Below are 22,348 nucleotides of genomic sequence, written 5' to 3'. Positions count from 1 at the left end.
GGATCGCGCGCCGATGCATCAAACCGTCACAAAGCCTCTCGATACGTCGCGTCGCTGGTGGGTGCTGGCGATCGTCGTGGCCGCCCAGTTCATGTTCGGCGTCGACGCTTTCGTGGTCAACGTCGCCATTCCGACCATCGCCGTCGAGTTGAAGGCGTCGCCTGCACAGATCGAATCCGTCGTCGCGATCTACCTGATCGCCTATGCCACGCTGGTGGTCACCGGCGGCCGGCTTGGTGACATTCACGGCACCAGGAACGTGTTCCTGGCTGGCCTGCTCGGCTTCACCCTGACGTCGCTGTGGTGCGGACTGGCGCGATCCGGTGCGGAATTGATCGTGGCGCGGCTGACGCAGGGTGCCTCCGCCGCGCTGATGGTGCCGCAGGTGCTGGCGACGCTGCATCTCCTGTTCACCGACGAACAGCGCAACCGCGCCTTCGCCATCTACGGCATCGTGCTGGGACTCGCGGGTGCCGCGGGCTTTCTGCTCGGCGGTCTCCTGGTCACGATTGATCTCGCCGGCACCGGTTGGCGCTCGCTGTTCTTCGTCAATGTGCCGTGCGGTCTCGTCATCGCGGCTGCGGCCTGGCGCATCATGCCCTCGGTGCCGCATCGCGCCGGCACGCGGCTCGATATCGCGGGCAGCATCGTCCTGTTCGCCGGATTGCTCTGCATGATCGGTCCGCTGCTGCTCGGTCACGATGTCGGCTGGGCACCGTGGCTGTGGCTGGTGATGGCGATCGGCGCCATGATTCTCCTGGCATTCCCGAAACTGGAGCATGTGGTCGCGCGCGCCGGCGGCATGCCGCTGATCGATCTCTCGCTGCTGGCGGACGCCGCTTTCTTGCGCGGCCTTGGCGCGGCGTTCTTTTTCTTCTCTGCCAATCTCTCGTTCTATCTGGTCATGACGCTGTTCATGCAGCGAGGCCTCAACATCCCGCCGCTCGCGGCCGGCATGGCCTTCATTCCGCTCGCGCTCGCTTTCGTCGTGGCCTCGCGCCATAGCGGCGCACGGGCGCGCCATCGCGGCACCAGGGTCTTGATCGAAGGCTGCGCGCTTCAGATCGCGGGCCTCGCGGCGCTTGCGCTTGTCGCGTTCTCTGTCGATGCGCCGTCCGCGCTCCTGCTCGCGCTCACCATGATCATCTTCGGCTACGGTCAGGGGCTGGTGATGGCTCCGCTGTCCGGCGCGGTGCTCTCGACGGTGAAGCCTGTGGCCGCAGGTTCTGCCTCCGGCATTTACGGCACCACGGCGCAGATCGGAAATGCGGCCGGAGTGGCCGCAATCGGCGCCGTTTTCTTTGCCGTCGAAGCGGTGCAATCAGCGCGCGCAGGATTTCTCGTCTCGCTCGCGCTGTTCGCAACATTAATCATGATCTGCGCCGCATTCCTGGCGTGGATGCGCCGCGTATCTGCACGAAGTTGAGGCATTGGGGTTAATACGTGCGGATTTCTGCAGGTTTTCCTGAGATTTAGCACCTCATCGACAGCACACGGTCTTTTTATTTTGCGCTGCAGCAACTATTTGGTTTGGCTGGACGTTGAACGTCGCCTGCCAGGAGCTGCCGTGTCGTTAACCAGAAATGTCGACCTCTTGAGACGTCTGCCAAAGCTGGACGGATTGCGCTTCGCCGACTTTGGCCGGAGCGCCGATGCATCCAGTCCGTTGCAAGAGGTCACGGGCTTCGGCGACAATCCCGGCAATCTGCGCCTGTTCGCGTTCGTGCCGCCGCAACTGCAGAAGCCGCGCGCGCTCGTCGTCGTTCTGCACGGCTGCGGCCAGACGGCGGCAAGCTACGACCTCGGTGCCGGATGGTCGACGCTCGCCGAGCACTACGGCTTCGCGCTGTTGATGCCCGAGCAGCAGCGCGTCAACAACAGCAACACCTGCTTCAACTGGTTCAATCCGGAAGACACGGCGCGGGACAGCGGCGAGGCGTGTTCGATTCGCGAGATGATCGCGCATATGACCGAGACGCATCGCGTCGATCCCAAGCGCATCTTCATCACGGGCCTGTCGGCCGGCGGCGGCATGACGTCGGTGATGCTCGCGACCTACCCTGAAGTCTTCGCGGCCGGCGCGGTCATCGCGGGACTTCCCTACGGCATCGCGACCAATCTGCGCGAGGCGCTCGACGGCATGTTTCATTCCCCGGAGCGGCCGGCGCGCGAACTTGGCGATCTGGTGCGGCGGGCCTCGAATCATCGCGGACCGTGGCCGAGGATCTCGGTGTGGCACGGCAGCGCCGATCGCACCGTCAATCCCGGCAATGCCAACGAGATCGTCAAGCAATGGCTCGACCTGCACGATCTGCCCGAGGCGCCGATGGCGGAAACTGACATCGACGGCTATCCGCGCCAGGCCTGGTGGAACAAGGACGGCGAGACCCTCGTCGAATCCTACGCCATCACCGACATGGCCCACGGCACGCCGCTCGGCCTTGCCGACAACGACCAGCGCTATGGCGTGGAAGGCGCGTTCCTGATCGAGGCCGGCATCTCCTCGTCCTATCACATTGCCAAATTCTTCGGCCTCACCGGCTGGATTCCCGACGCGGCGAAGAAGGCCGAGGCAAAGCCGACGCCGGCCCGCTCGCCCGCCCCGCATCTGGCACGCTCGATCCGCGCTGCGGTCGCCGAAGCGACGGCCGAGCCGAAGCGCGAGGAGGCCCGCGGCTTCGATCTCGGCCAGATCATCACGCGCGCGCTCACGGCCGCGGGATTGATGAAGTAACTCAGGCCGTCGCGCCGATCCATTCGATCGGCGTCGCCGTCACCTCGCCGCCGGCGACCTTGCGCGTCATCTCCTGATAGGCCTTGAAGAAGTCGCGCGATTGCAGCGCCTTTTGCGCGGCTTCGTCGCTGACGCTGGCGAGATGGAAATAGCTGCCATTGTCGCGGTTTTTCAGGACGCGATAGCCGATCCGTCCTTTGAGTTCCGGATCGCCGTCGATCGCCTTGATGAAGCGGCCGACCTCCTGGTGCCAGGCCTCCGTCGTGCCGTTCTTGAATTCGTACCGGATCATGAAATGCTTCATGTGACGCTCCCTGTTGGCGTTGTGCGTCATCATCTGCGTGCTGGATGCGATCCTGCAAGTATGGACAAAATTGATAGTATGGACTTTTTCGACGTCGCTCCTATTCTTCATCCCGCACATGGAGGAAACGACGTGGCGAAGGAAAGGACAAAGCCAGTCCCCGCGCGCAACTGCCCGGTCGCGGCGTTTCAGAAGATGATCAGCGGCAAGTACAAGCTGCGCATCGTCTGGGACCTCAAGGACGGCCCGCGCCGCTATGGTGAAATCCGCAGCGGCCTGCTGCGCGGCACGGAAGGCAGCGCCGAGATCACCCCGCGCGTGCTGAGCCGCGAATTGAAGGCGCTGACGGCGAGCGGCCTGATTGATCGCAAGGATTTCGGCGAGGTGCCGCCGAAAGTCGAGTATCGCCTCACCCGCAAGGGCAAGAGCTTCGTGCCGGTCGTCGCCGCGATCCGCGACTGGGGCGACCGCAATCTGAGTGTGCCCCAAGTGCTGGCGGACGCCGCCGAGTAGGGCCTACATCTCGCCGGTGATGAACGGATTGGTCATCCGCTCCTGGCCGATGCTCGAGCCGGCGCCGTGGCCGCAAATGAAGCCGACATCGTCGCCGAGCGGCAGCAGCTTGGTCTTGATCGAGTCGATCAGGGTCGCATGACTGCCGCCGGGCAGATCGGTGCGCCCGACCGAGCCGGCGAACAGGACGTCGCCGACATGGGCGAAGCGCAGGTCCTTGTTGAAGAACACCACGCTGCCGGGCGAGTGGCCGGGGCAATGATAGATCTCGAACTGGAGATCGCCGATAGCCACGCTGTCGCCTTCGTCGAGCCAGCGGTCCGGCTCGAAATTGCGCACCCCCGTCATGCCGAAGCGGGCGCCGCTCTCGACCACGTTGTCGAGCAGGAATTTGTCCGCGACGTGCGGGCCCTCGATCGGCACCCTCAGCGCGTCGCGCAGTTCGTCCGCGCCGCCGACATGGTCGATATGACCGTGAGTGAGCCAGATCTTCTCCACGGTGACGCCGGTCTGCTTGATGGCGTCCAGGATCTTCGGCACGTCGCCGCCGGGATCGATCACCACGGCCTTCTTGGAAGGCTCGTCCCAGATAATGGTGCAATTCTGCTCGAACAGCGTCACGGGAACGATGATCGCGCCCGCCTTCGCGCCTGCCTGGGCTTGTGTCTCGTTTTGCTCTGTCATGGCGCCACAATGCCGATTTTTGCCATGCCGCCAAGCAAAAGATTTGTCCTCGGGGTTCGGGAACAGCCGCGGACATCGTCACACGGCCGTCCCAATTCGCCTGCTGTTTTGAACCGGGGCGCTCCTTCCGCGTTCTCCCGCGCGACAAGCAGTTTTTGGATGGATTTCCCGCATGGCTCAGAGCGGCAGCAATTGGTGGCGCGACGGCATCTTCTATCAGGTCTATCCGCGCTCCTTTCAGGATTCAAACGGTGACGGTGTCGGCGATCTCGCCGGCATTTTACAGCGGCTGCCTTATGTGAAATCGCTCGGCGTCGACGCGATCTGGCTGTCGCCGATCTTCCCATCGCCAATGGCCGATTTCGGCTACGACATTTCCGACTACACCGGCATCGAGCCGCTGTTCGGCACGATGGCGGATTTCGATGCGCTGCTTGCCGCCACGCATGACAACGGCCTCAAGTTGATCCTCGACCTCGTGCCGAACCACACCTCGGACCAGCATCCCTGGTTCGTCGAGAGCCGTTCCTCGCGCGACAATCCCAAACGCGATTGGTACATCTGGCGCGACCCGGCCGAGGGTGGCGGCGTGCCGAACAATTGGCTGTCCGAGTTCGGCGGCAGTGCGTGGCAGTTCGACGAGACCACCGGTCAATACTACTATCACGCCTTCCTCGCCCAGCAGCCGGATCTCAACTGGCGCAATCCCGATGTCCGCGCGGCGATCTACGACGTGATGCGGTTCTGGCTGGAGAAAGGCGTCGACGGCTTTCGCGTCGACGTGATCTGGCACCTGATCAAGGACGCCGAGTTCCGCGACAACCCGCCCAATCCGCATTATATCGAGAGCCGGCCGCCGAACGAAAAGATACTGACGCAATATTCCACCGACCAGCCGGAGGTGCACGACGTCATTGCCGAGATGCGGCGCGTCACGGATGCCTATGATGCCCGCGTCCTGATCGGCGAGATCTATCTGCCGCTGCATCGCCTGATGGCCTATTACGGCAACGACCTCACCGGTGCGCAGATGCCGTTCAATTTTGCGCTGCTCCAGACCTTCTGGAGCGCGCGCTCGATCGAGAAGATCGTCGAGGATTACGAGAAGGCGCTGCCGAAGGGCGCCTGGCCGAACTGGGTGCTCGGCAATCACGATCGCCCGCGCGTCGCAAGCCGCGTCGGGCCGGAGCAGGCCCGCATCGCCGCGATGCTGCTGCTGACGCTGCGCGGCACGCCGACGCTCTATTATGGCGACGAGATCGGCATGCATCAGCTCGCGATCGCACCTGAGGACGTGCGCGACCCCTTCGAGAAGAATGTGCCCGGCATCGGTGTCGGCCGCGACGGCTGCCGCACGCCGATGCAGTGGGATTCCTCCAACTTCGCCGGCTTCTCGGACGTCAGGCCATGGCTGCCGCTGCCGGAGGATCACATCCGCAACAACGTCGTCGATCTCGACGCCGATTCACGTTCGATCCTGACGCTCTACAAGCGCCTGATCGCGTTGCGCAAGGGCTGTCCGCCGCTGGTTGCGGGCGACTATCATCCGGTCGCCGCACAAGGCGATCTCCTGATCTATCGCCGCGAGGCCGAGGGCAGGGCGGTGGTTGTGGTGCTTAATCTCGGCCCCGAGCCGATCGCGGTCACCACGAGCGCGATCAGGTTCGGCAGCGAGATTCTGCTGTCGACATTCCTGGATCGCGAAGGAGAGCGGATCGAAGGCGTGCTGGATCTGCGCGGCAACGAGGGGGTGGTGGTGATGCCGCCTTAGCTGTCGTCCCGGCGAAGGCCGGGACCCATACCGCGTGATCTAGCAGCTGTGGTCGGAAGGCGTACCGAACGACAAGTCTTCGCCAAACTACCTCCTGGGGTTATGGGTCCCGGCCTTCGCCGGGACGACATCACCCCGGATGCTTGTTGCCCCGCACCGTCTTGTCGATATCACTGCGCTTCAGCAGATAGTCCAATCCGCCGACGCGGTACCAGCGATAGCCGTAGGGCTCCAGCACGACGCGGTGCTGGCCGCGCTTGTCGGCGTGGCTGTGGTCCTCCGCGAGCAGATTGATCAGATGCGCGCCGGCCTCGCCCGGCAGCCCCGTCGAGAACGCGATCTCGCGCGGCTTCTCGTCGAGATTGTGCACGAACAGCACGGAATTGTTGCGCCAGTCGTAGCGCATGATGAACACGGCGGGATCGCGCGTCGCGATGATCGAAAAATCGCCCCAGCCGATCTCCGGCACCTCCTTGCGCATGCGGACGATGCGCTCGGTCCAGTTCAGCATCGAGTTGGGATCGCGCCGCTGCTTGGCGACGTTGACGTGCGGATAGCCGTACGGTCCTTCGTCGATGACGGGCAAGGCCGGCTTGTCGCTGGTGGTGAAGCCGCCATGCGGCTCGGTCGACCATTGCATCGGCGTGCGCGCGCAATTGCGTTCCGGCAGCGAAAGATCATCGCCCATCGCGATCTCGTCGCCATAGCGGATCACCGGCGTTCCCGGCAGTGTGCACATCAGGCTGTAGGCGAGCTCGAGCCGCCGGCGGTCGCCGCCCAGCATCGGTGCCAGCCGACGACGAATGCCGCGGTCGTAGAGCTGCATGTCCTTGTCAGGACCGAAGCTCTTGAACACGGTGTCGCGCTGCGCTTTGGTCAATCGGCCGAGATCGAGCTCGTCGTGATTGCGCAGGAACAGGCCCCATTGTGCCGAGGCGGGCCGCGGCTTGGTCGCCTTCAGCGCTTTCGCCAGCGGGCGGGAATCGGATGAGGCCAGCGCATAGAACAGATGCTGGTTCACCTGGAAATTGAACATCATATGCATGCGGTCGGCATCGCGGCCGAAATATTCCATGTCCGTCTTTGGCAGCACGTTGGCCTCGGCGAGGATGATGGCATCGCCCTGCCGCCATTGCAGGAATTCACGAAACGTCCGCAGCATGTCGTACTGCTCGGCCGGCTTTTTCACCTTGGCGCCTTTGGTCGCGATGACGAAAGGCACGGCATCCATGCGGAAGCCTGAGACGCCGAGTTGGATCCAGAAGCCCATGATCTTCAGAATCTCGGCCTGCACGCGCGGGTTCGAGGTGTTGAGATCGGGCTGGAAATCGTAGAAGCGGTGGAAGTACCAGGCGCCGGCTTCCTTGTCGCGCGTCCAGGTCGATTTCTGAACGCCGGGAAACACCATGCCCTGATTGGCGTTGGCCGGCTTCTTGTCGGACCAGACATACCAGTCGCGGTAGGGCGAATTCCTGTCGCTCCGCGCCGCCTTGAACCAGGGATGCTGGTCGGAGGTGTGGTTGACGACGAGATCGATGATGACGCGAATGCCGCGCTGCTTGCAGCCATGGGTGAACTCGACGAAATCGCCGAGCGTGCCGTAGCGGGCATCGACGCTGTAATAATCCGCGACATCGTAGCCGTCGTCGCGGCCGGGCGAGGTCTGGAACGGCATCAGCCAGATCGTGGTGATGCCGAGGCCGTGCAGATAATCGAGCCGGCGCAGCAGGCCCTTGAAATCGCCGATACCGTCGCCATTGGCATCCATATAGGTGCCGACGGACAGGCAATAGATGATGGCGTTCTTGTACCAGAGATCGTCGATCATGCGCGCGCAGCCTCGGTGGTTCCGCCGAGGTGCGGCGGCTGCGTGATAAGTGCGTAAGGGAGGGGAGGTTCCGCGCTACGGGTCGTCCCGGCCTACGCCGGGACGACAGTGATGACGGAATCGGCTATCCTCCCCCCATGGACAACACCGCCCGCATTGCCCTCGTGCCACCGCCGGACCGCCGTCAATCCGAGACGGCGCTGGCGATCTCGCGCGGCACGGCGCGGTTGTTGCGCTCGCTCGGCTTCACCTGCATCAGCGAATTGCCGCTGCCCTCCGGGCGGCGCGCCGATCTCGTCGCGCTGAACGAGCGGGGCGAGATCTGGATCGTCGAGATCAAATCGTCGGTGGAGGATTTGCGCGCCGATCAGAAATGGCACGAATACCGGGCGCATTGTGATCGGCTGTTCTTCGCCTTCACGCAGGACCTGCCTTGCGAGATCTTTCCGCAAGATACCGGCCTGATCATCGCGGACGCCTATGGCGCGCACCTGCAGTGTGAGGCGCCCGAGCACAAGCTCGCTGCGGCCACGCGCAAGCAGATGACGGTGCGATTTGGCATGGCGGCGGCATTGCGGATCAACCGGCTGGTCGATCCGCAGGGGCATGCGGAGCTTTGGGAGTAGGCTCCGTCCGGATGTCTCTCCCCACGCCACCACCCCGAACTCTTGTTCGGCAACATGAAGATCAAGCAGCGACGTGGACGCTTCGTTCTTTTATGAGCGGCAGCGGACGTGACGGGCCGCACATACTTCAGGCCTACGGCACGGTACCCCTTGTTCCGCAACTAACCGGCCACAAGGAATGTGCCATGAAGATCTTCCGCACCGCTCTCTTTACCTTTGCCGCACTAGCCGGACTGACTTCGTTCGTGACCTCGACGCAGTCATCCTATGCTGGCGGACTCGGCCTCGATTGGCTTTCAAACAAACCCTACGTGGAGTGCCTTAAGAACGCGCGGATGCTCGCCGACGTAAGTAGCGTCATGAAAGGGCCCGCGTACCGAGAGGCGAGTTACGAGCGGGGCCGCCACCAGTGCAACCAGCGCTACTATGGTCACGAATAGACCGCCCGCGCTTTCTGCCGAACGGCGATGTTGCCAGATTCGGCGCGTGGTCTCGGTTACATTCACAGCGTGTAAAAGCGACGTTGCAGGCTGCTCCGGCAATTGGCTGTTCCGGGGTCAAACGCAGCAATGCGTTGACCGAGCAGAATACCGCCGTCTTAGCCTCGAGGCCGACCTCTGCGCGCCATGGGTAATGACCTGGATTATCGCGGCGCGCGCTTCGCCAAAATCCGCTGCAACGTACGCCGGTGCATGTTCAGCCGCCGCGCCGTCTCCGAAACGTTGCGGTTGCACATCTCATAGATGCGCTGGATGTGTTCCCAGCGCACGCGGTCGGCCGACATCGGGTTCGCCGGCAATTCGGACTTGTCCGAGCCGGTCGACAGCAGCGCCGCGACGACGTCGTCGGCATCCGCGGGCTTTGAGAGATAATCGACCGCGCCCATCTTCACCGCGGTGACGGCGGTGGCGATGTTGCCATAGCCGGTCAGCACGATTGCGCGGGCGTCGGGGCGCTTCTTCTTCAGTGCCGAGACCACGTCGAGACCGTTGCCGTCGCCGAGCCGCAGATCGACCACGGCGAATGCGGGAGCCGCCTTGCCGATCTGCGCCAGACCGTCCGAGACTGTGTCGCATGACGTCACCGCAAAGCCGCGCGTTTCCATGGCGCGCGACAGCCGCTCCAGAAACGGCTTGTCGTCCTCCACGATCAGGAGCGAGCGGTCGGTCTGTTCGTTCAGTTCGGCGATGGCGTTCAAGGTTTCGTCCTCTCTCCAGCGCTTCTACATATGGCGGCGCAATCGGGCGGTGCCAAGGGCGCCAATAGTCGATCGGCCCCGTTGTGCGACGCAAGGTCGCGGCTATCCTATTGTTTCTTCGAAGGTCTCGATAGCCTCAAAACGCTCTCTCGGCCACGTGATCTGGACCACTGCGCCATGGTCCGGAAAGGTGCGGTTGGTAAACGAGACCTTGGCGCCGGTGCGCTCCAGCAAAGTGCGCGCGATGAACACGCCGAGCCCGAGGCCGCCGCCTTCGTCCTGGCTGCGCCGCCGCGACAAATAGGGCTCGCCGATCCGGTTCAGGATGTCAGGCGGAATACCGGGACCATCGTCGGAAATCACGAGCTCGATCGTGTCCTTGTTCCACCACGCATTCACCTCGACGGTGGTGCGGGCGAAATCGACCGCGTTCTCGACGATGTTGCCGACCCCGTAGAGGATCGCCGGATTGCGCGAGCCGACCGGCTCGGCCACGATGGCGACGGCGATACGCACCTTGATATCCACGCCGAAATCGCGGTGCGGCGCCACCACTTCCTCGATCAGCTCCGACAGCTTCATGCGGTCGAACGGCGCGCCGGTGGCGGAGAGCTGGGTGATCTTGCTCAATATGTCGCGGCAACGCTGCGTCTGCTCGCGCAAGGTCTTCAGGTCGGCGGCAAAGTTCGGCTCCTTCACCGTCTTCTCCAGCTCGCGCGAGATCAGGAAGATCGTCGCGAGCGGCGTGCCGAGCTCGTGCGCTGCGGCCGCAGCCAGGCCGTCGAGCTGGGTCAGATGCTGCTCCCGCGTCAGCACCAGCTCGGTCGCGGCCAGCGCGTCGGCGAGCTTGCGCGCCTCTTCGGTGACCTGGAACGAGTAGAGGCTGGTGACCCCGATCGCGAGCGCGATCGAAAGCCAGACGCCGACGAGATAGACCGGCGGCAGCACCAGCGGATCGTCGGAATCCCAGGGCAGCGGCAGATGGAAAAAGAACAGCACCGAGGCGCAGGCGACAGCCAGCACGCCGAGGCCGAAGGTGAAGCGGGCCGGCAGCGCGGTCGCCGAGATCAGCACGGGCGCGAGGAACAGGAACGAGAACGGGTTCTGGAGTCCACCGGTGAAGAACAGGAGACCCGCCAACTCCACGATGTTGAGCGCGAGCAGTCCGGCCGCCTGCATTGGCTCCAGCCGCTGCAGCGGATTGGACACGGTCTGGAGCCCCAGATTGAGCGCCGCCGACAGCGCGATGATGCTGACGCAGGGGACGATCTCGACGTTGAATTCCAGCCCCTGCGCCACGATGAAGATCGCGGCGAGCTGGCCCAGCACCGCGAGCCAGCGCAGCCGCAGGATGGTATCCAGGCGGATATGCCGCTGCGCGGGGCGAAAGTCGGAAGCGGCAAGTTCGGTCATTTCGGCCAATGGGGCGGTGCCTTCTCGATCACAAGCGCGCGGCTCACGGAACCACCGGATTACAAGCCTTGCGCTCTCCGCTGCAATAGCAGAAGAACGCCCAGCATGACCGAGAATGACAAGGCTTCAAGCTGGCCGACTGTCGCGGATCGCAGCCTCTCCGCGGCAATCGCGGTCGATCACCTCGTCAAGGTGTACAAGCAGACCCGCGCTGTCGACGACATCTCCTTTTCGCTTCCGCGCGGCAGCATCACCGGGCTGCTTGGCGGTAACGGCGCCGGCAAGACCACGACAATCGCGACGATCATGGGCCTGGTGCTGCCGACCTCCGGCCGCGTGCAGGTGCTCGGGCATCGAATGCCGGAGGACAGCGCCTCCGTGCTGGGGCGGATGAATTTCGAGAGCCCCTATGTCGACATGCCCATGCGGCTCACGGTGCGTCAGAACCTCACCGTGTTCGGCAAGCTCTATGCGGTGAAGAACCTCTCCGACCGCATCGCTGAGCTGGCCTGCGACCTCGATCTCACCGAGTTCATCGACCGCGCCAACGGCAAGCTCTCCGCAGGACAAAAGACGCGCGTTGCGCTTGCCAAGGCGCTGATCAACCAGCCCGAGCTGCTGTTGCTGGACGAGCCGACCGCCTCGCTCGATCCCGACACCGCCGACTGGGTCCGAGGCCATCTGGAGCGTTATCGCAAGGCGAACAACGCCACCATCCTCCTGGCCTCGCACAACATGCTCGAGGTCGAGCGGCTCTGCGACCGCGTCATCATCATGAAGCGCGGCCGTATCGAGGACGACGATACGCCCGAAGCCATCATGGCGCGCTATAACCGCACCACGCTGGAAGAGGTGTTTCTGGACGTCGCGCGCGGAAGGGTGAACGGCGCGCAGGAGGCGGCACGATGAGAAGGCCGGGGCGCTTCCTTCGTCATTGCGAGCGAAGCGAAGCAATCCAGAATCTCTCCGCGGAAGAATTCTGGATTGCTTCGTCGCAAGGGCTCCTCGCAATGAGGTGCGTGCAGATCCCGGAGCGGCCATGATTGATTCCTCCCTCCATCGCGGCATCTCGCTCCATCGCATCGGCGCGATGATCCTGCGCTATTGGTACCTGTTGCTGTCGTCCTGGCCGCGGCTGCTTGAGCTGCTCTACTGGCCGGCGCTGCAAGTCATCACCTGGGGCTTTCTTCAGCTTTACATCGCGCAGAATGCCAACTTCTTCGCGCGCGCCGGCGGCACCCTGATCGGCGCCGTCATCCTCTGGGACATCCTGTTTCGCGGGCAGCTCGGCTTTTCGATCTCATTTCTGGAAGAGATGTGGGCGCGCAACCTCGGCAATCTCATGATGAGCCCGCTGAAGCCGATCGAATTCCTGCTGTCGCTGATGATCATGAGCCTGATCAGGCTCGCGATCGGCGTCATTCCGATGACGCTGCTCGCGCTATTCCTGTTTCACTTCAATGTTTATGCGCTCGGCGTCCCGCTGATCGCGTTCTTCTGCAACCTGATCTTCACCAGCTGGTCGGTCGGCATCTTCGTCTCCGGCCTGGTGCTGCGAAACGGCCTCGGCGCCGAGAGCATCGTCTGGACCTTGATGTTCGGCATCATGCCGCTCGCCTGCGTCTATTATCCCGTCAGCGTGCTGCCGGTCTGGTTGCAATATATTGCCTGGACGCTGCCGCCGACCTACGTGTTCGAAGGAATGCGCGCGCTGTTGATCGAAAACACCTTCAGGACCGATCTGATGCTGAGCGCGTTGGCCATCAACGCGGTGCTGCTGGTTGCATCTTTTGGGGCATTCCTTGCCCTTTTGCGCAGCGCCCGGATGCAGGGCTCGTTGCTGTCAGGCGGCGAATAACGTCACTTTCTCGTGGATTCAGCCCGGTTTGGGCACCTGGGCCACGTAGATGTACGGAACCATGCATTGACGCAATATTACGCATTCGGCAGTATGCTGCGATGCGAAGAGGAATATAGCGATGCCGATTGGTGAGTTTGGCGGCGCGCCGCCCCTGGTGGCCGAAGGCAGTCCGGTCCTGACGACGCCGATGTACTGGATGTACGAGATGGGGCAAGCCTCTCTCAATCCGGCGCGTGCGATCACCGACGCAACCAAGCTGCTGTTTCAAAATCCCCTCAATCCATGGGCACGCACCGAGGTCGGCAAGTCGGTTGCCGCGGCCTGCGAGTTGTTCGAACGCACCACGCGCCGCTACGGCAAGCCGGAATGGGGCCTCAACGACACCGAGGTCAACGGCATCCGCGTCCCCGTCGAGGTCCGCTCGGTCTGGGAAAAGCCGTTCTGCCGCCTGCTCTACTTCGATCGCAAGTTCACCCGTCCGCTGCGCAGCCCGCAGCCGCGCGTGCTGATCGTCGCGCCGATGTCCGGTCATTACGCGACGCTGCTGCGCGGCACCGTCGAGGCTTTCCTGCCGGGGCATGAGGTCTACATCACCGATTGGGCCGATGCCCGCATGGTGCCGCTCAGCGACGGCCGCTTCGATCTCGACGACTACATCGACTACGTCATCGAGATGCTGCATGTCCTCGGCGGCAACACGCATGTGTTGGCGGTGTGCCAGCCCTCGGTTCCCGTCGTCGCTGCCGTTTCGATCATGGAAGCGCGGCGTGATCCCTTCGTGCCGACCTCGATGACGCTGATGGGCGGTCCGATTGACACCCGGCGCAATCCGACGGCGGTGAACAACCTCGCCCAGGAGCGCGGCATCGACTGGTTCCGCAACCATGTCATCACCAAGGTGCCGTTCCCGCATCCAGGCATGATGCGCGACGTCTATCCGGGCTTCCTGCAGCTCAACGGCTTCATCAGCATGAATCTCGACCGGCACATGGATGCCCACAAGCAGCTGTTCGCCAATCTGGTGAAGGGCGACGGCGACCTCGTCGACAAGCATCGCGACTTCTATGACGAATATCTCGCGGTGATGGATCTCTCGGCCGAGTATTACCTGCAGACGGTCGACACCGTGTTCGTGAAGCATTCGCTGCCGAAGGGCGAGATGAGCCATCGTGGAACACGTGTCGATCCCTCCAAGGTCACGCGCGTTGCGTTGATGACAGTCGAAGGCGAGAACGACGACATCTCAGGCATCGGTCAGACCGAAGCAACGCACACATTGTGCAGCTCGATTCCCGATCATCGCCGCGTTCATTACGTCCAGAAGGGCGTCGGACATTACGGCGTGTTCAATGGCTCGCGCTTCAAATCGGAAATCGTGCCGCGCATCCATGACTTCATGGTCTCGGCGGCGAATCCGAGCTCATTGCAGGCGCTCGCAGCCGAATAATCGCGTTTTTCGGCTTTCCCGCTGAAAATCGACGCCCTGTCGGAGGCTCCGACAGGGGCAAGTTCCCGCCAGATTCGCGGTATTTAGGTAGCTTTGTAGGAGTGAGTCCAACCTCACCCCTTGGGGGCGGCGCATGCGCCGGAAGGGGGCGAAAAAAGCCGGTTCCAACCCCAGTCTGTAGGGTCTCCCGGACGCCAGACCCCTGTATATTGGGCAAATGATTTGTTTTTGCGCCGAGCGCTTTCCCTGGCGGCGGTTATGGCAGAATCCGGGCGCTCTCCTGCCCCCCGGACTGACAGACATGGCCACTCGCGCACTCCTCTATCGCCGGCCCCACGAGCCGAAGACCCTCCTGATCACCCATGGATCGCAATATTTTGCGATCCGGCTGCGCCGGCATCGCCGCGCACGTCGTTACACGCTCAGAATTCATCCGAGCGATCGCGAAGCCATCCTCACCATGCCGCCGCGCGGCACGCTCGCCGAAGCAAAAGACTTTGCGCAGCGCCATGGCGCGTGGATCGCGGCACGTCTCGGCCGTTTGCCGAAGGCCGCACCGTTCCAGCCTGGCACAGTGATACCGCTTCGCGGCGTTTCTCATCGCATCGTTCATCGCGCCGGCACCCGCGGTACGGTGTGGACGGAAGTGCGCGACAGCGGGGAACGCATTCTCTGCGTCGCCGGCGGCGTCGAACATGCGGACCGTCGCGTCAGCGACTTCCTCAAGCGCGAGGCGCGCCGCGATCTTCAGCGTGCCGCAGAATCCTATGCCGCCGAGCTCGGCGTCAAGGTGAAGCGGCTCTCGATCCGCGATCAATCGAGCCGCTGGGGCTCCTGCACCTCGGCCGGCTCGCTGTCGTTCTCCTGGCGCCTGATCCTCGCGCCTCCGTACGTGCTCGACTATCTCGCCGCCCACGAGGTCGCCCATCTCGTCGAGATGAACCACTCGGCGCGATTCTGGCGCGTCTGCGGCAAGGTCTGCCCGTCGATGGAGCGCGCCAAGAAATGGCTCGATACGTACGGCAACGATTTGCACCGGTACGGGGTCGAGGATTAGGGCTCGTAGATGCCTCATGTGACGCTGTCATCGCCTGCGAAAGCGGGCGATCCAGTATTCCGAGGCGATTGTTATTGAATCGAGAAGCCGCGGCGTACTGGATTCCCGCGTTCGCGGGGAATGACAGCCGCGCGCGCGATTCAAGCGTATGTGCTGCCCGCGCAAGCCGTTGATTTTGTTATCCTCGGCTACTGTGCATGGGGTTGTTTTCGCAGTTTTTGTGAGGTCACCCGTACCCCACGCAGAACCTATCGATTCCCGCCGAACAGCCGGTCCATCAGCCAGCCGTCGAGCCCTGCGGCTGCCTCCGGCCGCGCATTGGCGCGCGTCGGCGGCGGACGATAGCCGCCGTTGTTGACAGGTGGCGGTGCGGGCGCTGCCGCTGTTGGTGCCGACACCTGCGATGTCGCCTGCGCCAGGTTCGACAGGCCCCAGCCACCTGGAGAGCTCGGCAGCGCTGCCACCGGCACGCCCTCGTGCGCCGTCTTCATGAAGCGCGACCAGACTTCCACCGGCAAGCCGCCGCCGGTCGCCTTCTTGGTCGGCGAATTGTCGTCATTGCCGAGCCACACGCCGGTGACGAGGTTGGCGGTGTAGCCGATGAACCAGGCGTCGCGGTAGTCCTGGCTGGTACCGGTCTTGCCAGCCGCCGGCCAGCCCGGGATCTCCGCCTTCTTGGCGGTGCCGCTGATCAGCGTTTCCCGCATCATTGCGTTCATCATGCCGACATAGCGCGGGTCGACCACCTGGTTGTGCTCGTCCGGCTGGCGCATGTAGAGCAGCTTGCCACCGAGCGTCCTGATCCGCGTGACGACATGCGGCGTCGCCGTGAAGCCGCCATTGGCGAATGGTGCATAGGCGCCGACCAGCTCGACCATCGAGACTTCGGAGGTGCCGAGCGCGATCGAGGCGTTGGGCTCGAGTTTCGACGAGATGCCGAGCCGGTGCGCGGTGCGCACCACGTTCTTCGGCCCGACCTCGAGGCCGAGGCGGATGGCGACTGTGTTGAGCGACATCGCGAGCGCCTGGGTCAGCGTCACCGCGCCGAAATATTCGTGGGTGTAGTTCTCAGGCTTCCAGCCCTTGACCTCAATCGGCGCGTCCTGGCGGAGCGTGTCGGGCGTCAGCCCCTGCTCCAGCGCGGTCAGGTACACGAAAGGCTTGAACGAGGAGCCCGGCTGGCGCCTGGCGGTGACCGCGCGGTTGTACTGGCTCTCGGAATAGTTCCTGCCGCCGACCATGGCGCGCACCGCGCCGTCAGGCGTCATCGCCACCAGCGCGCCCTGGCTGACGTTGAACTTCACGCTCTTGGCTGCCAGCTCGTCGATGATGGCGGCTTCCGCCACGCTCTGGAGCTTCGGATCGATCGTGGTCTCGACCTTGATGCTCTCGTCGATCTGGCCGACCAGATCGTCCAGCACCTCGCCGATCCAGTCGGCAACGTAGTTGATCGTGCCGGCGCCGACCGGCTTCACATTGTAGGAGGGTTGGCCGATCGAGGCCTGCGCCTGTGCCTCGGTGATGAATTTGGCATCGGCCATCGCCGTGAGCACGATTTTCGCGCGCGCTTCCGCGCCCTCGGGATTGCGGTTCGGCGCGAGCCGCGAGGGCGATTTGACGAGGCCGGCCAGCATCGCGGCCTCCGCGACGGTGACGTTCTTGGCCGACTTGCCGAAATAGCGCTGCGCGGCGGCCTCGACGCCATAGGCGCCGGAGCCGAAATAGACGCGGTTGAGATAAAGCTCCAAGATCTCGTTCTTGGAATGCTTGCGCTCCAGCCAGATCGCGAGCTCCGCTTCCTGCAGCTTGCGCGCCATGGTGCGCTCCTGGGTCAGGAACAGATTTTTCGCCAATTGCTGCGTCAGTGTCGAGCCGCCCTGCGACACACCGCGATGGAGCACGTTTGTGACGAGCGCGCGCAGGATGCCTACGGGATCGATGCCGAAATGCGAATAGAAGCGGCGATCCTCGATGGCGATGAACGCCTTGGGCAGATATTGCGGCAGATCCTTCAGCGAGACGTTGGCGCCGGCCATCTCGCCGCGTTGCGCCAGCATGCTGCCGTCGATGCCGACGATCTGGATCGTCGGCGGCCGCTTGGGGATTTCCAGCGACTGGATCGGCGGCAGATGAGCGCCGACATAGATCACGACGCCGATCACGGCGATCGCGCCCCACAGGCCCAGCACCGCGCCCCAATAGACCAGGCGGCCAAGGCTCGCGCCGATGCGCGACTTCGATCGCCGCTTGGCACTGCCGCGGCCGGCTGGCGCCTTCCGCTCGCGCGGCTGCTCGTCGCCGGCATCCTCGCTCTTGCGCCTGGCGGATGATTTCGTTGATTTCTTCGGCTTGTCATCGCTGCCGGGTATGCGGTCGGCTGCGGTCAGGCGCAGATCGGCGAGTGCTGCAGGCAAGCCGAACAACGGCTCCTTCCGCCCACCCTTTTTCTTTCCCAACCCCATACGCAAACGCCCGGTCAGCCCGCCCCGCCGCACGCTAGCGGTCGCTGTTTAAGGCCCGGTTACCCAGAGCTTAACGCGTGATTAGGAGGTGCGGCATTCGATGGCCGCAGTTCCGCTGGGAGGTCGGCAGAGCTAGGATCGCCGGCATAAAACAAAAGGGAGCTCAGATGGGCCACATCGATCCAACCAAGGAGATTTTCGCGCAGTTCCGGGACAACGACCGTCCCGGCCCGATCCACATGCTCAACCTGGTGCGCTTGCGCAAGGAGGCAGCCTATCCGGATGGCCGCAAGGCCAGCGGCGCGGAAGCCTATGCGGCCTATGGCCGCGAGAGCGGCCCGGTGTTCGAACGCCTCGGCGGCCGCATCGTGTGGCAGGGCAAATTCGAGCTGATGCTGATCGGCCCGGAGACCGAGCGCTGGGACCATTGCTTCATCGCCGAATACCCAAGCGTTGCCGCCTTCGTCGAGATGATCCGCGATCCCGTCTATCGCGAAGCGGTGAAGCACAGGCAGGCCGCAGTGGAGGATTCACGGCTCATTCGGCACGCGGTGCTGCCGGTGGGGAAGAATTTTGGGGAGGTGCCGGAGTGATTTTCTGTCATGGCCGGGCTTGGCCCGGCCATGACAGCGTTGAGGCAGTTGCTTCCGAGAACTAACCCGCCGGACCCGCATCCTCAATGATCGGGCCGAACAGCTCCCAGCGTTCGCCGTTGAACTTCATCATCTGAAGCTGCTTGTTGACCCGGTAGTCGGTCGGTGAGGTGTTGGCCTTGATGCCGGGCAACGCGGTGTCGCTGGTCACGTCCTTCAGCGACGCGGCCTGCTTCATCACGTTCTCGCGCGTGAGGTCGTCGCCGCACTGCTTCAGCACATGGACCAGCAGCTGCGCCGTGCTGTAGCCGTAGGTGTTGAAGTTCGAATCCTTGTCGCCATCCGGATAATACTTGGCCATGAAGTCGAAATACCTCTTGAGGCCGGCATCGTCCTTCCAGGTCGGATCGAGCGGTTCCTTGCCGTAATTGACGCTGATCAGGCCCTTGGCGGCGTCGAGGCCGGCCGGCTTCAGCACCGCGCCGACCGAGGTGGCGTTGATGTCGACGATCTGCACCGGATGCCAGCCCATCTCGGCGATCTTCTTGATCGCCTGGGCCGCCTGCTTCGGCGTGGTGGCGCTGAAGAACAAATCGGCGCCGGCATCCTTGATCTTGAGGATCTGCGAATCGACAGTCGGATCGGAGACTTCGTAGGAAGCTTCAGTCACGATCATCTTGGCAGCTTTGTCGCCGAGGCCGGCCTTGATGCCGTTCAGATAGTCCTTGCCGAGGTCGTCGTTCTGATAGAGCACGCCGATCTTGGCGTTCGGATGCTCCTTCAGGATGTACTGTCCGTAGATGCGGCCTTCGACGAAGTAGTTGGGGTTGAAGCCCATCGTCCACGGAAAGTTCTTCGGATCCGTGAACCTCGAGGCTCCGGTCGCCGCGAACAGTTGCGGCACCTTCTTCGAATTGAGATATTTCTGCACGGCTGCGTTCACCGGCGTGCCGATGATCTGGAAGGTCAGCAGGACTTCGTCGCTCTCGACGAGCTTGCGAATCTGCTCCACGGCTTTCGGCGGCGAGTAAGCGTCGTCATACTGGATCAGATTGATCTTGCGGCCGTTGATGCCGCCCTGGTCGTTGATCATCTTGAAATAGGCGGCCTGGGTCTTGCCGATCGACGAATAGGCCGACGCCGGTCCAGAAAACGGCATCGTCTGGCCGACTTTGATCTCGGTATCGCTGGCGCCCGGATCATATTTCTTCTGGGCATTGGCCGCCGGCATCGACAGCGCCAGGGTCAGCGCCGTTGCAGTGGCCAGATGCAGAATTCCATTCCTCATTCGCATTTCCTCATTGTTTATTGCCGGTGATCAATCGGGTGCGTTTGTGCGCACCGGACGTCACCGCTGAGGGCGATAGTGGAGGAGGCGTTGTTGCAACGCAAGCTGGGCGTGCGCCCGTAGTTCGTAGCATGCGCTGCTTCGTAGCAGGTTCGTAAGGGGGCCAGCCCGGCGGATGCGCGAAACGCGTCCACCGGGCGCAACCCAGACTGTGAAATCTAACCCGCTGGACCCGCATCCTCCATGATCGGGCCGAACAGCTCCCAGCGTTCGCCGTTGAACTTCATCATCTGCATCTGCTTGTTGACGCGGTAGTCGTTCGGCCCGGTGTTGATCTTGATGCCGGGCAGCGCGAAGCTCGGGGTGAAGTCCTTGATGTTGGCAACCTGCTTCATCACGTTCTCACGGGACAGGTCGTCGCCACATTGCTTCAGCACTTGCGTCAGCAACTCGGCGACGGAATAAGCATAGGTGTTGACGGTATTGAGCTTGTCGCCCTCGGGGAAATACTTGTCCATGAAGGCGAAGAAGGCTTTCACGCCCGGATCGTCCTTCCACTGGGGATCGCCGGGCTCCTTGCCGTACTGGGTCGAGATAATGCCCTTGGAGATATCGAGGCCGGCCGGCTTCAGCGTCGCCGAGATCGGGCTCGCGTTGATGTCGAGAATGTGCACCGGCGTCCAACCGAGCTCGGCGACTTTCTTGATCGCCTGCGCCGCGAACTTGGGTGTCGAGGCATCATAGAAAAGATCGGCGCCCAACGACTTCAGCTTGACCACCTGCGAGTCCACCGTCGGATCGGTGACCTCGTAGGACACCTCGCCGACGATCATGCTGGTGGCCTTGTCGCCGAGACCGCTCTTGAGGCCCGCGAGATAGTCGCGGCCCATGTCGTCGTTCTGATAGAGCACGCCGATCTTGGCGTTCGGATGCTCCTTGAGAATGTACTTGGCGTAGATGCGTCCCTCGGACACGTAATTGGGATTATAGGCAATGGTCCAGGGATAGTTCTGCGGATCATTGAAGCGCGCGGCGCCGGTCGAGGCCAGCAGCTGCGGGATCTTCTTGCCGTTGAGATATTTTTGCACGGCGGCGTTCGCGGCGGTGCCGATGATCTGGAAGGTGAACAGCACTTCGTCGCCTTCGACGAGCTTGCGCACCTGCTCGACCGTCTTCGGCGGCGAATAGGCGTCGTCATACTGGATCAGATTGATCTTGCGGCCGTTGATGCCACCCTGATCGTTGATCATCTTGAAATAGGCGGCCTGGGTCTTGCCGATATTGGCGTAGACGGAATAGGGCCCGGAGAACGGCACGGTCTGGCCGATCTTGATCTCGGTGTCGCTCGCGCCGGCGTCGTATTTCTTCTGGGCGAGAGCTTGGTTGGCGGAGAACGCGAAGGCGAGCGCCGTCGTGGCAGTGATGAAGGCTCTGCGATTGCTCATGTGGGGTTGTTCCTCCTGACGGAATTTCCGACCGACGGTCTTGTCCCGTTGATTGCCAACGGTCGCCATCGCTGTCGGAGATTGTGGAGGAACGGCAGGCGGGGCGCAAGGATCGCGGCGCCGCGCTATGGCGTCTCAGGTCAGGAACAAGACTAGCAGAGCGAGCGCCGCCGGCAGGGCCTGCACCATCAGGATGCGCGTGCTGACGGTCGCTGCGCCATAAGCGCCCGCCACGATCACGCAGAGCAGGAAGAACGCCTTGATCTGGAACGCGAAGGCGGGATTGCCGTGCACCAGCCCCCAGACCAAGCCCGCGGCCAGGAAGCCGTTATAGAGCCCCTGGTTGGCGGCCAGCACCTTTGTGGTCGCTGCCTTCTCCGGCGTGTTGCGGAAAACCTTCAAGCCCTGCGGCTTGTCCCAGAGAAACATCTCCAGGATCAGGAAGTAAGCGTGCAGTGCGGCGACCAGCGCCACCAAAATATTCGCGATCCAAATCAAGTTGAGCTCCCCCAGCGTCAGCTTTCGGGTGGACGTTAGCACGGCGGGCGTGGCAAGTGCGATGGCGTGTTTCGATGCCATGGTGCCGCAATGCCCGCGCGACCGACCAAATCACCTGTAAGCTTCGGCCTCGATCGGCTGGCGACGCCGATCGGGATTGCGCTGCTGGTCACCGACGCTGCGGGCGCCTTGCGCGCGCTCGACTGGGAGGATTACGAGCACCGCATGCGCGAGCTCTTGCGCCTGCATTACGGTGTGGTGGAGTTGCGTGACCAGCCCGCGCCCGCAGCCATGCGGACTGCGCTGTCGGATTATTTCGACGGCGATCTCGGCCAACTCTCAGGCATTGCCTGGCGCATCGCCGGCACGCCGTTCCAGCAGAAGGTCTGGAATGCGTTGGCGCAAATCCCTGCCGGCACCACGATGAGTTACGGCGCGCTCGCCGCCAGGATCGACATGCCCAAGGCCATTCGCGCCGTCGGCCATGCCAACGGCTCCAACCCGATCAGCGTGGTGCTGCCGTGCCACCGTCTGATCGGCGCCGATGGTTCTCTGGTGAAGTACGGCGGCGGCCTCGAGCGCAAGCTCTGGCTGCTGCGGCACGAGGGCGTGGCGGTCTAGATCTC

21 protein-coding genes are annotated in these 22,348 nt (G+C 63.1%); 12 read left to right on the top strand and 9 right to left on the bottom strand.

Features of this window, described 5'->3' with window-relative positions; all coding sequences use genetic code 11:
- Positions 1 to 13 precede the first annotated feature (13 nt).
- Together BRA1417_RS0103295 and BRA1417_RS0103290 are read left to right on the top strand one after the other, a co-directional pair.
- The gene (locus BRA1417_RS0103295; RefSeq protein WP_027514601.1) at positions 14 to 1,426 is read left to right on the top strand and encodes an MFS transporter; all 1,413 of its coding nucleotides are present in this window, start codon (positions 14 to 16) and stop codon (positions 1,424 to 1,426) included.
- A gap of 141 nt (positions 1,427 to 1,567) precedes the next feature.
- Entirely contained in the window at positions 1,568 to 2,734 is a 1,167-nt protein-coding gene (locus tag BRA1417_RS0103290; RefSeq protein WP_027514600.1) for a PHB depolymerase family esterase, read from the top strand.
- 1 nt (position 2,735) lies between these two features.
- Here BRA1417_RS0103290 and BRA1417_RS0103285 read toward each other — a convergent pair whose 3' ends face one another.
- Complete coding sequence (locus tag BRA1417_RS0103285) at positions 2,736 to 3,038, bottom strand: hypothetical protein (protein ID WP_245286135.1); 303 nt, start codon at positions 3,036 to 3,038, stop codon at positions 2,736 to 2,738.
- Here BRA1417_RS0103285 and BRA1417_RS45255 point away from each other — a divergent pair.
- On the top strand, positions 3,030 to 3,551 hold the full coding sequence (locus tag BRA1417_RS45255; protein ID WP_245286134.1) for a helix-turn-helix domain-containing protein: 522 nt from the start codon (positions 3,030 to 3,032) through the stop codon (positions 3,549 to 3,551). The genes BRA1417_RS0103285 and BRA1417_RS45255 overlap by 9 nt on opposite strands.
- Positions 3,552 to 3,554: 3 nt before the next feature.
- Here the strand turns inward: BRA1417_RS45255 and BRA1417_RS0103275 are convergent, their stop codons facing one another.
- Positions 3,555 to 4,235, bottom strand: coding sequence for an MBL fold metallo-hydrolase (locus BRA1417_RS0103275; RefSeq protein ID WP_027514597.1), 681 nt, complete (start codon positions 4,233 to 4,235; stop codon positions 3,555 to 3,557).
- Positions 4,236 to 4,407: 172 nt separating this feature from the next.
- On the opposite strand from BRA1417_RS0103275, the gene BRA1417_RS0103270 reads away from it, so the two are divergent.
- Positions 4,408 to 6,006: an alpha-amylase family glycosyl hydrolase gene (locus tag BRA1417_RS0103270; RefSeq protein WP_027514596.1), complete on the top strand. Its 1,599-nt coding sequence runs from the start codon at positions 4,408 to 4,410 to the stop codon at positions 6,004 to 6,006.
- A gap of 130 nt (positions 6,007 to 6,136) precedes the next feature.
- On the opposite strand, the gene BRA1417_RS0103265 is transcribed toward BRA1417_RS0103270, so the two are convergent.
- Complete coding sequence (locus BRA1417_RS0103265) at positions 6,137 to 7,834, bottom strand: alpha-amylase family protein (protein WP_027514595.1); 1,698 nt, start codon at positions 7,832 to 7,834, stop codon at positions 6,137 to 6,139.
- A gap of 137 nt (positions 7,835 to 7,971) precedes the next feature.
- Between BRA1417_RS0103265 and BRA1417_RS0103260 the strand changes: the two genes are divergently transcribed.
- The gene (locus BRA1417_RS0103260) at positions 7,972 to 8,460 is read left to right on the top strand and encodes an MmcB family DNA repair protein (RefSeq protein ID WP_027514594.1); all 489 of its coding nucleotides are present in this window, start codon (positions 7,972 to 7,974) and stop codon (positions 8,458 to 8,460) included.
- A gap of 185 nt (positions 8,461 to 8,645) precedes the next feature.
- Positions 8,646 to 8,900 carry a hypothetical protein gene (locus BRA1417_RS0103255; RefSeq protein WP_063628403.1) on the top strand — a complete coding sequence of 85 codons (255 nt, stop codon included), beginning with the start codon at positions 8,646 to 8,648 and terminating at the stop codon, positions 8,898 to 8,900.
- Positions 8,901 to 9,103: 203 nt separating this feature from the next.
- On the opposite strand, the gene BRA1417_RS0103250 is transcribed toward BRA1417_RS0103255, so the two are convergent.
- The gene (locus tag BRA1417_RS0103250; RefSeq protein WP_007598178.1) at positions 9,104 to 9,658 is read right to left on the bottom strand and encodes an ActR/PrrA/RegA family redox response regulator transcription factor; all 555 of its coding nucleotides are present in this window, start codon (positions 9,656 to 9,658) and stop codon (positions 9,104 to 9,106) included.
- A 102-nt stretch (positions 9,659 to 9,760) separates the two neighbouring features.
- Positions 9,761 to 11,071, bottom strand: a complete 1,311-nt coding sequence (locus BRA1417_RS0103245; protein WP_027514592.1) for an ActS/PrrB/RegB family redox-sensitive histidine kinase — start codon at positions 11,069 to 11,071, stop codon at positions 9,761 to 9,763.
- Between the two features lie 105 nt (positions 11,072 to 11,176).
- Here BRA1417_RS0103245 and BRA1417_RS0103240 point away from each other — a divergent pair, with 105 nt between their 5' ends.
- The 4 genes from BRA1417_RS0103240 to BRA1417_RS0103225 all read left to right on the top strand — a co-directional run bounded on the left by BRA1417_RS0103240 (position 11,177) and on the right by BRA1417_RS0103225 (position 15,436).
- Entirely contained in the window at positions 11,177 to 11,980 is an 804-nt protein-coding gene (locus BRA1417_RS0103240) for an ABC transporter ATP-binding protein (protein WP_027514591.1), read from the top strand.
- A 130-nt stretch (positions 11,981 to 12,110) separates the two neighbouring features.
- Positions 12,111 to 12,929: an ABC transporter permease gene (locus BRA1417_RS0103235; RefSeq protein ID WP_027514590.1), complete on the top strand. Its 819-nt coding sequence runs from the start codon at positions 12,111 to 12,113 to the stop codon at positions 12,927 to 12,929.
- A gap of 121 nt (positions 12,930 to 13,050) precedes the next feature.
- Positions 13,051 to 14,379 (top strand): polyhydroxyalkanoate depolymerase, encoded by a 1,329-nt coding sequence (locus tag BRA1417_RS0103230; protein ID WP_027514589.1) that lies wholly within the window; start codon positions 13,051 to 13,053, stop codon positions 14,377 to 14,379.
- Between the two features lie 217 nt (positions 14,380 to 14,596).
- Entirely contained in the window at positions 14,597 to 15,436 is an 840-nt protein-coding gene (locus BRA1417_RS0103225; protein WP_027514588.1) for a M48 family metallopeptidase, read from the top strand.
- 248 nt (positions 15,437 to 15,684) lie between these two features.
- Here the strand turns inward: BRA1417_RS0103225 and BRA1417_RS0103220 are convergent, their stop codons facing one another.
- On the bottom strand, positions 15,685 to 17,898 hold the full coding sequence (locus BRA1417_RS0103220) for a transglycosylase domain-containing protein (RefSeq protein WP_027514587.1): 2,214 nt from the start codon (positions 17,896 to 17,898) through the stop codon (positions 15,685 to 15,687).
- Positions 17,899 to 18,065: 167 nt separating this feature from the next.
- On the opposite strand from BRA1417_RS0103220, the gene BRA1417_RS0103215 reads away from it, so the two are divergent.
- On the top strand, positions 18,066 to 18,491 hold the full coding sequence (locus BRA1417_RS0103215) for a DUF1330 domain-containing protein (RefSeq protein ID WP_027514586.1): 426 nt from the start codon (positions 18,066 to 18,068) through the stop codon (positions 18,489 to 18,491).
- A 61-nt stretch (positions 18,492 to 18,552) separates the two neighbouring features.
- On the opposite strand, the gene BRA1417_RS0103210 is transcribed toward BRA1417_RS0103215, so the two are convergent.
- From BRA1417_RS0103210 to BRA1417_RS0103200, 3 genes are all read right to left on the bottom strand, one after another.
- Complete coding sequence (locus tag BRA1417_RS0103210; protein ID WP_027514585.1) at positions 18,553 to 19,779, bottom strand: ABC transporter substrate-binding protein; 1,227 nt, start codon at positions 19,777 to 19,779, stop codon at positions 18,553 to 18,555.
- A 218-nt stretch (positions 19,780 to 19,997) separates the two neighbouring features.
- Positions 19,998 to 21,224, bottom strand: a complete 1,227-nt coding sequence (locus tag BRA1417_RS0103205; RefSeq protein WP_027514584.1) for an ABC transporter substrate-binding protein — start codon at positions 21,222 to 21,224, stop codon at positions 19,998 to 20,000.
- 135 nt (positions 21,225 to 21,359) lie between these two features.
- A complete protein-coding gene (locus tag BRA1417_RS0103200) occupies positions 21,360 to 21,803 on the bottom strand; it encodes a DUF1304 domain-containing protein (protein WP_027514583.1) in 444 nt (147 codons plus the stop codon).
- A 9-nt stretch (positions 21,804 to 21,812) separates the two neighbouring features.
- Here BRA1417_RS0103200 and BRA1417_RS0103195 point away from each other — a divergent pair, with 9 nt between their 5' ends.
- Positions 21,813 to 22,343, top strand: coding sequence for a methylated-DNA--[protein]-cysteine S-methyltransferase (locus BRA1417_RS0103195; protein ID WP_027514582.1), 531 nt, complete (start codon positions 21,813 to 21,815; stop codon positions 22,341 to 22,343).
- The last annotated feature ends 5 nt before the right edge of the window (positions 22,344 to 22,348 follow it).

The sequence above is a fragment of the Bradyrhizobium sp. WSM1417 genome, assembly GCF_000515415.1.
Lineage (GTDB): Bacteria > Pseudomonadota > Alphaproteobacteria > Rhizobiales > Xanthobacteraceae > Bradyrhizobium.
This window is presented reverse-complemented; position numbering and strand designations above follow the sequence as displayed.

What these genes read in the sequence shown, in the direction of transcription:
- BRA1417_RS0103230 (WP_027514589.1), top strand. Translation starts at nt 13,051, where the DNA reads ATGCCGATTGGTGAGTTTGGCGGCGCGCCGCCCCTGGTGGCCGAAGGC.
- BRA1417_RS0103240 (WP_027514591.1), top strand. Translation starts at nt 11,177, where the DNA reads ATGACCGAGAATGACAAGGCTTCAAGCTGGCCGACTGTCGCGGATCGC.
- BRA1417_RS0103225 (WP_027514588.1), top strand. Translation starts at nt 14,597, where the DNA reads ATGATTTGTTTTTGCGCCGAGCGCTTTCCCTGGCGGCGGTTATGGCAG.
- BRA1417_RS0103270 (WP_027514596.1), top strand. Translation starts at nt 4,408, where the DNA reads ATGGCTCAGAGCGGCAGCAATTGGTGGCGCGACGGCATCTTCTATCAG.
- BRA1417_RS0103220 (WP_027514587.1), bottom strand. Translation starts at nt 17,898, where the DNA reads ATGGGGTTGGGAAAGAAAAAGGGTGGGCGGAAGGAGCCGTTGTTCGGC.
- BRA1417_RS0103245 (WP_027514592.1), bottom strand. Translation starts at nt 11,071, where the DNA reads ATGACCGAACTTGCCGCTTCCGACTTTCGCCCCGCGCAGCGGCATATC.
- BRA1417_RS0103275 (WP_027514597.1), bottom strand. Translation starts at nt 4,235, where the DNA reads ATGACAGAGCAAAACGAGACACAAGCCCAGGCAGGCGCGAAGGCGGGC.
- BRA1417_RS0103265 (WP_027514595.1), bottom strand. Translation starts at nt 7,834, where the DNA reads ATGATCGACGATCTCTGGTACAAGAACGCCATCATCTATTGCCTGTCC.
- BRA1417_RS0103210 (WP_027514585.1), bottom strand. Translation starts at nt 19,779, where the DNA reads ATGAGGAATGGAATTCTGCATCTGGCCACTGCAACGGCGCTGACCCTG.
- BRA1417_RS0103295 (WP_027514601.1), top strand. Translation starts at nt 14, where the DNA reads ATGCATCAAACCGTCACAAAGCCTCTCGATACGTCGCGTCGCTGGTGG.
- BRA1417_RS0103285 (WP_245286135.1), bottom strand. Translation starts at nt 3,038, where the DNA reads ATGAAGCATTTCATGATCCGGTACGAATTCAAGAACGGCACGACGGAG.
- BRA1417_RS0103205 (WP_027514584.1), bottom strand. Translation starts at nt 21,224, where the DNA reads ATGAGCAATCGCAGAGCCTTCATCACTGCCACGACGGCGCTCGCCTTC.
- BRA1417_RS0103195 (WP_027514582.1), top strand. Translation starts at nt 21,813, where the DNA reads ATGCCCGCGCGACCGACCAAATCACCTGTAAGCTTCGGCCTCGATCGG.
- BRA1417_RS0103200 (WP_027514583.1), bottom strand. Translation starts at nt 21,803, where the DNA reads ATGGCATCGAAACACGCCATCGCACTTGCCACGCCCGCCGTGCTAACG.
- BRA1417_RS45255 (WP_245286134.1), top strand. Translation starts at nt 3,030, where the DNA reads ATGCTTCATGTGACGCTCCCTGTTGGCGTTGTGCGTCATCATCTGCGT.
- BRA1417_RS0103215 (WP_027514586.1), top strand. Translation starts at nt 18,066, where the DNA reads ATGGGCCACATCGATCCAACCAAGGAGATTTTCGCGCAGTTCCGGGAC.
- BRA1417_RS0103255 (WP_063628403.1), top strand. Translation starts at nt 8,646, where the DNA reads ATGAAGATCTTCCGCACCGCTCTCTTTACCTTTGCCGCACTAGCCGGA.
- BRA1417_RS0103235 (WP_027514590.1), top strand. Translation starts at nt 12,111, where the DNA reads ATGATTGATTCCTCCCTCCATCGCGGCATCTCGCTCCATCGCATCGGC.
- BRA1417_RS0103260 (WP_027514594.1), top strand. Translation starts at nt 7,972, where the DNA reads ATGGACAACACCGCCCGCATTGCCCTCGTGCCACCGCCGGACCGCCGT.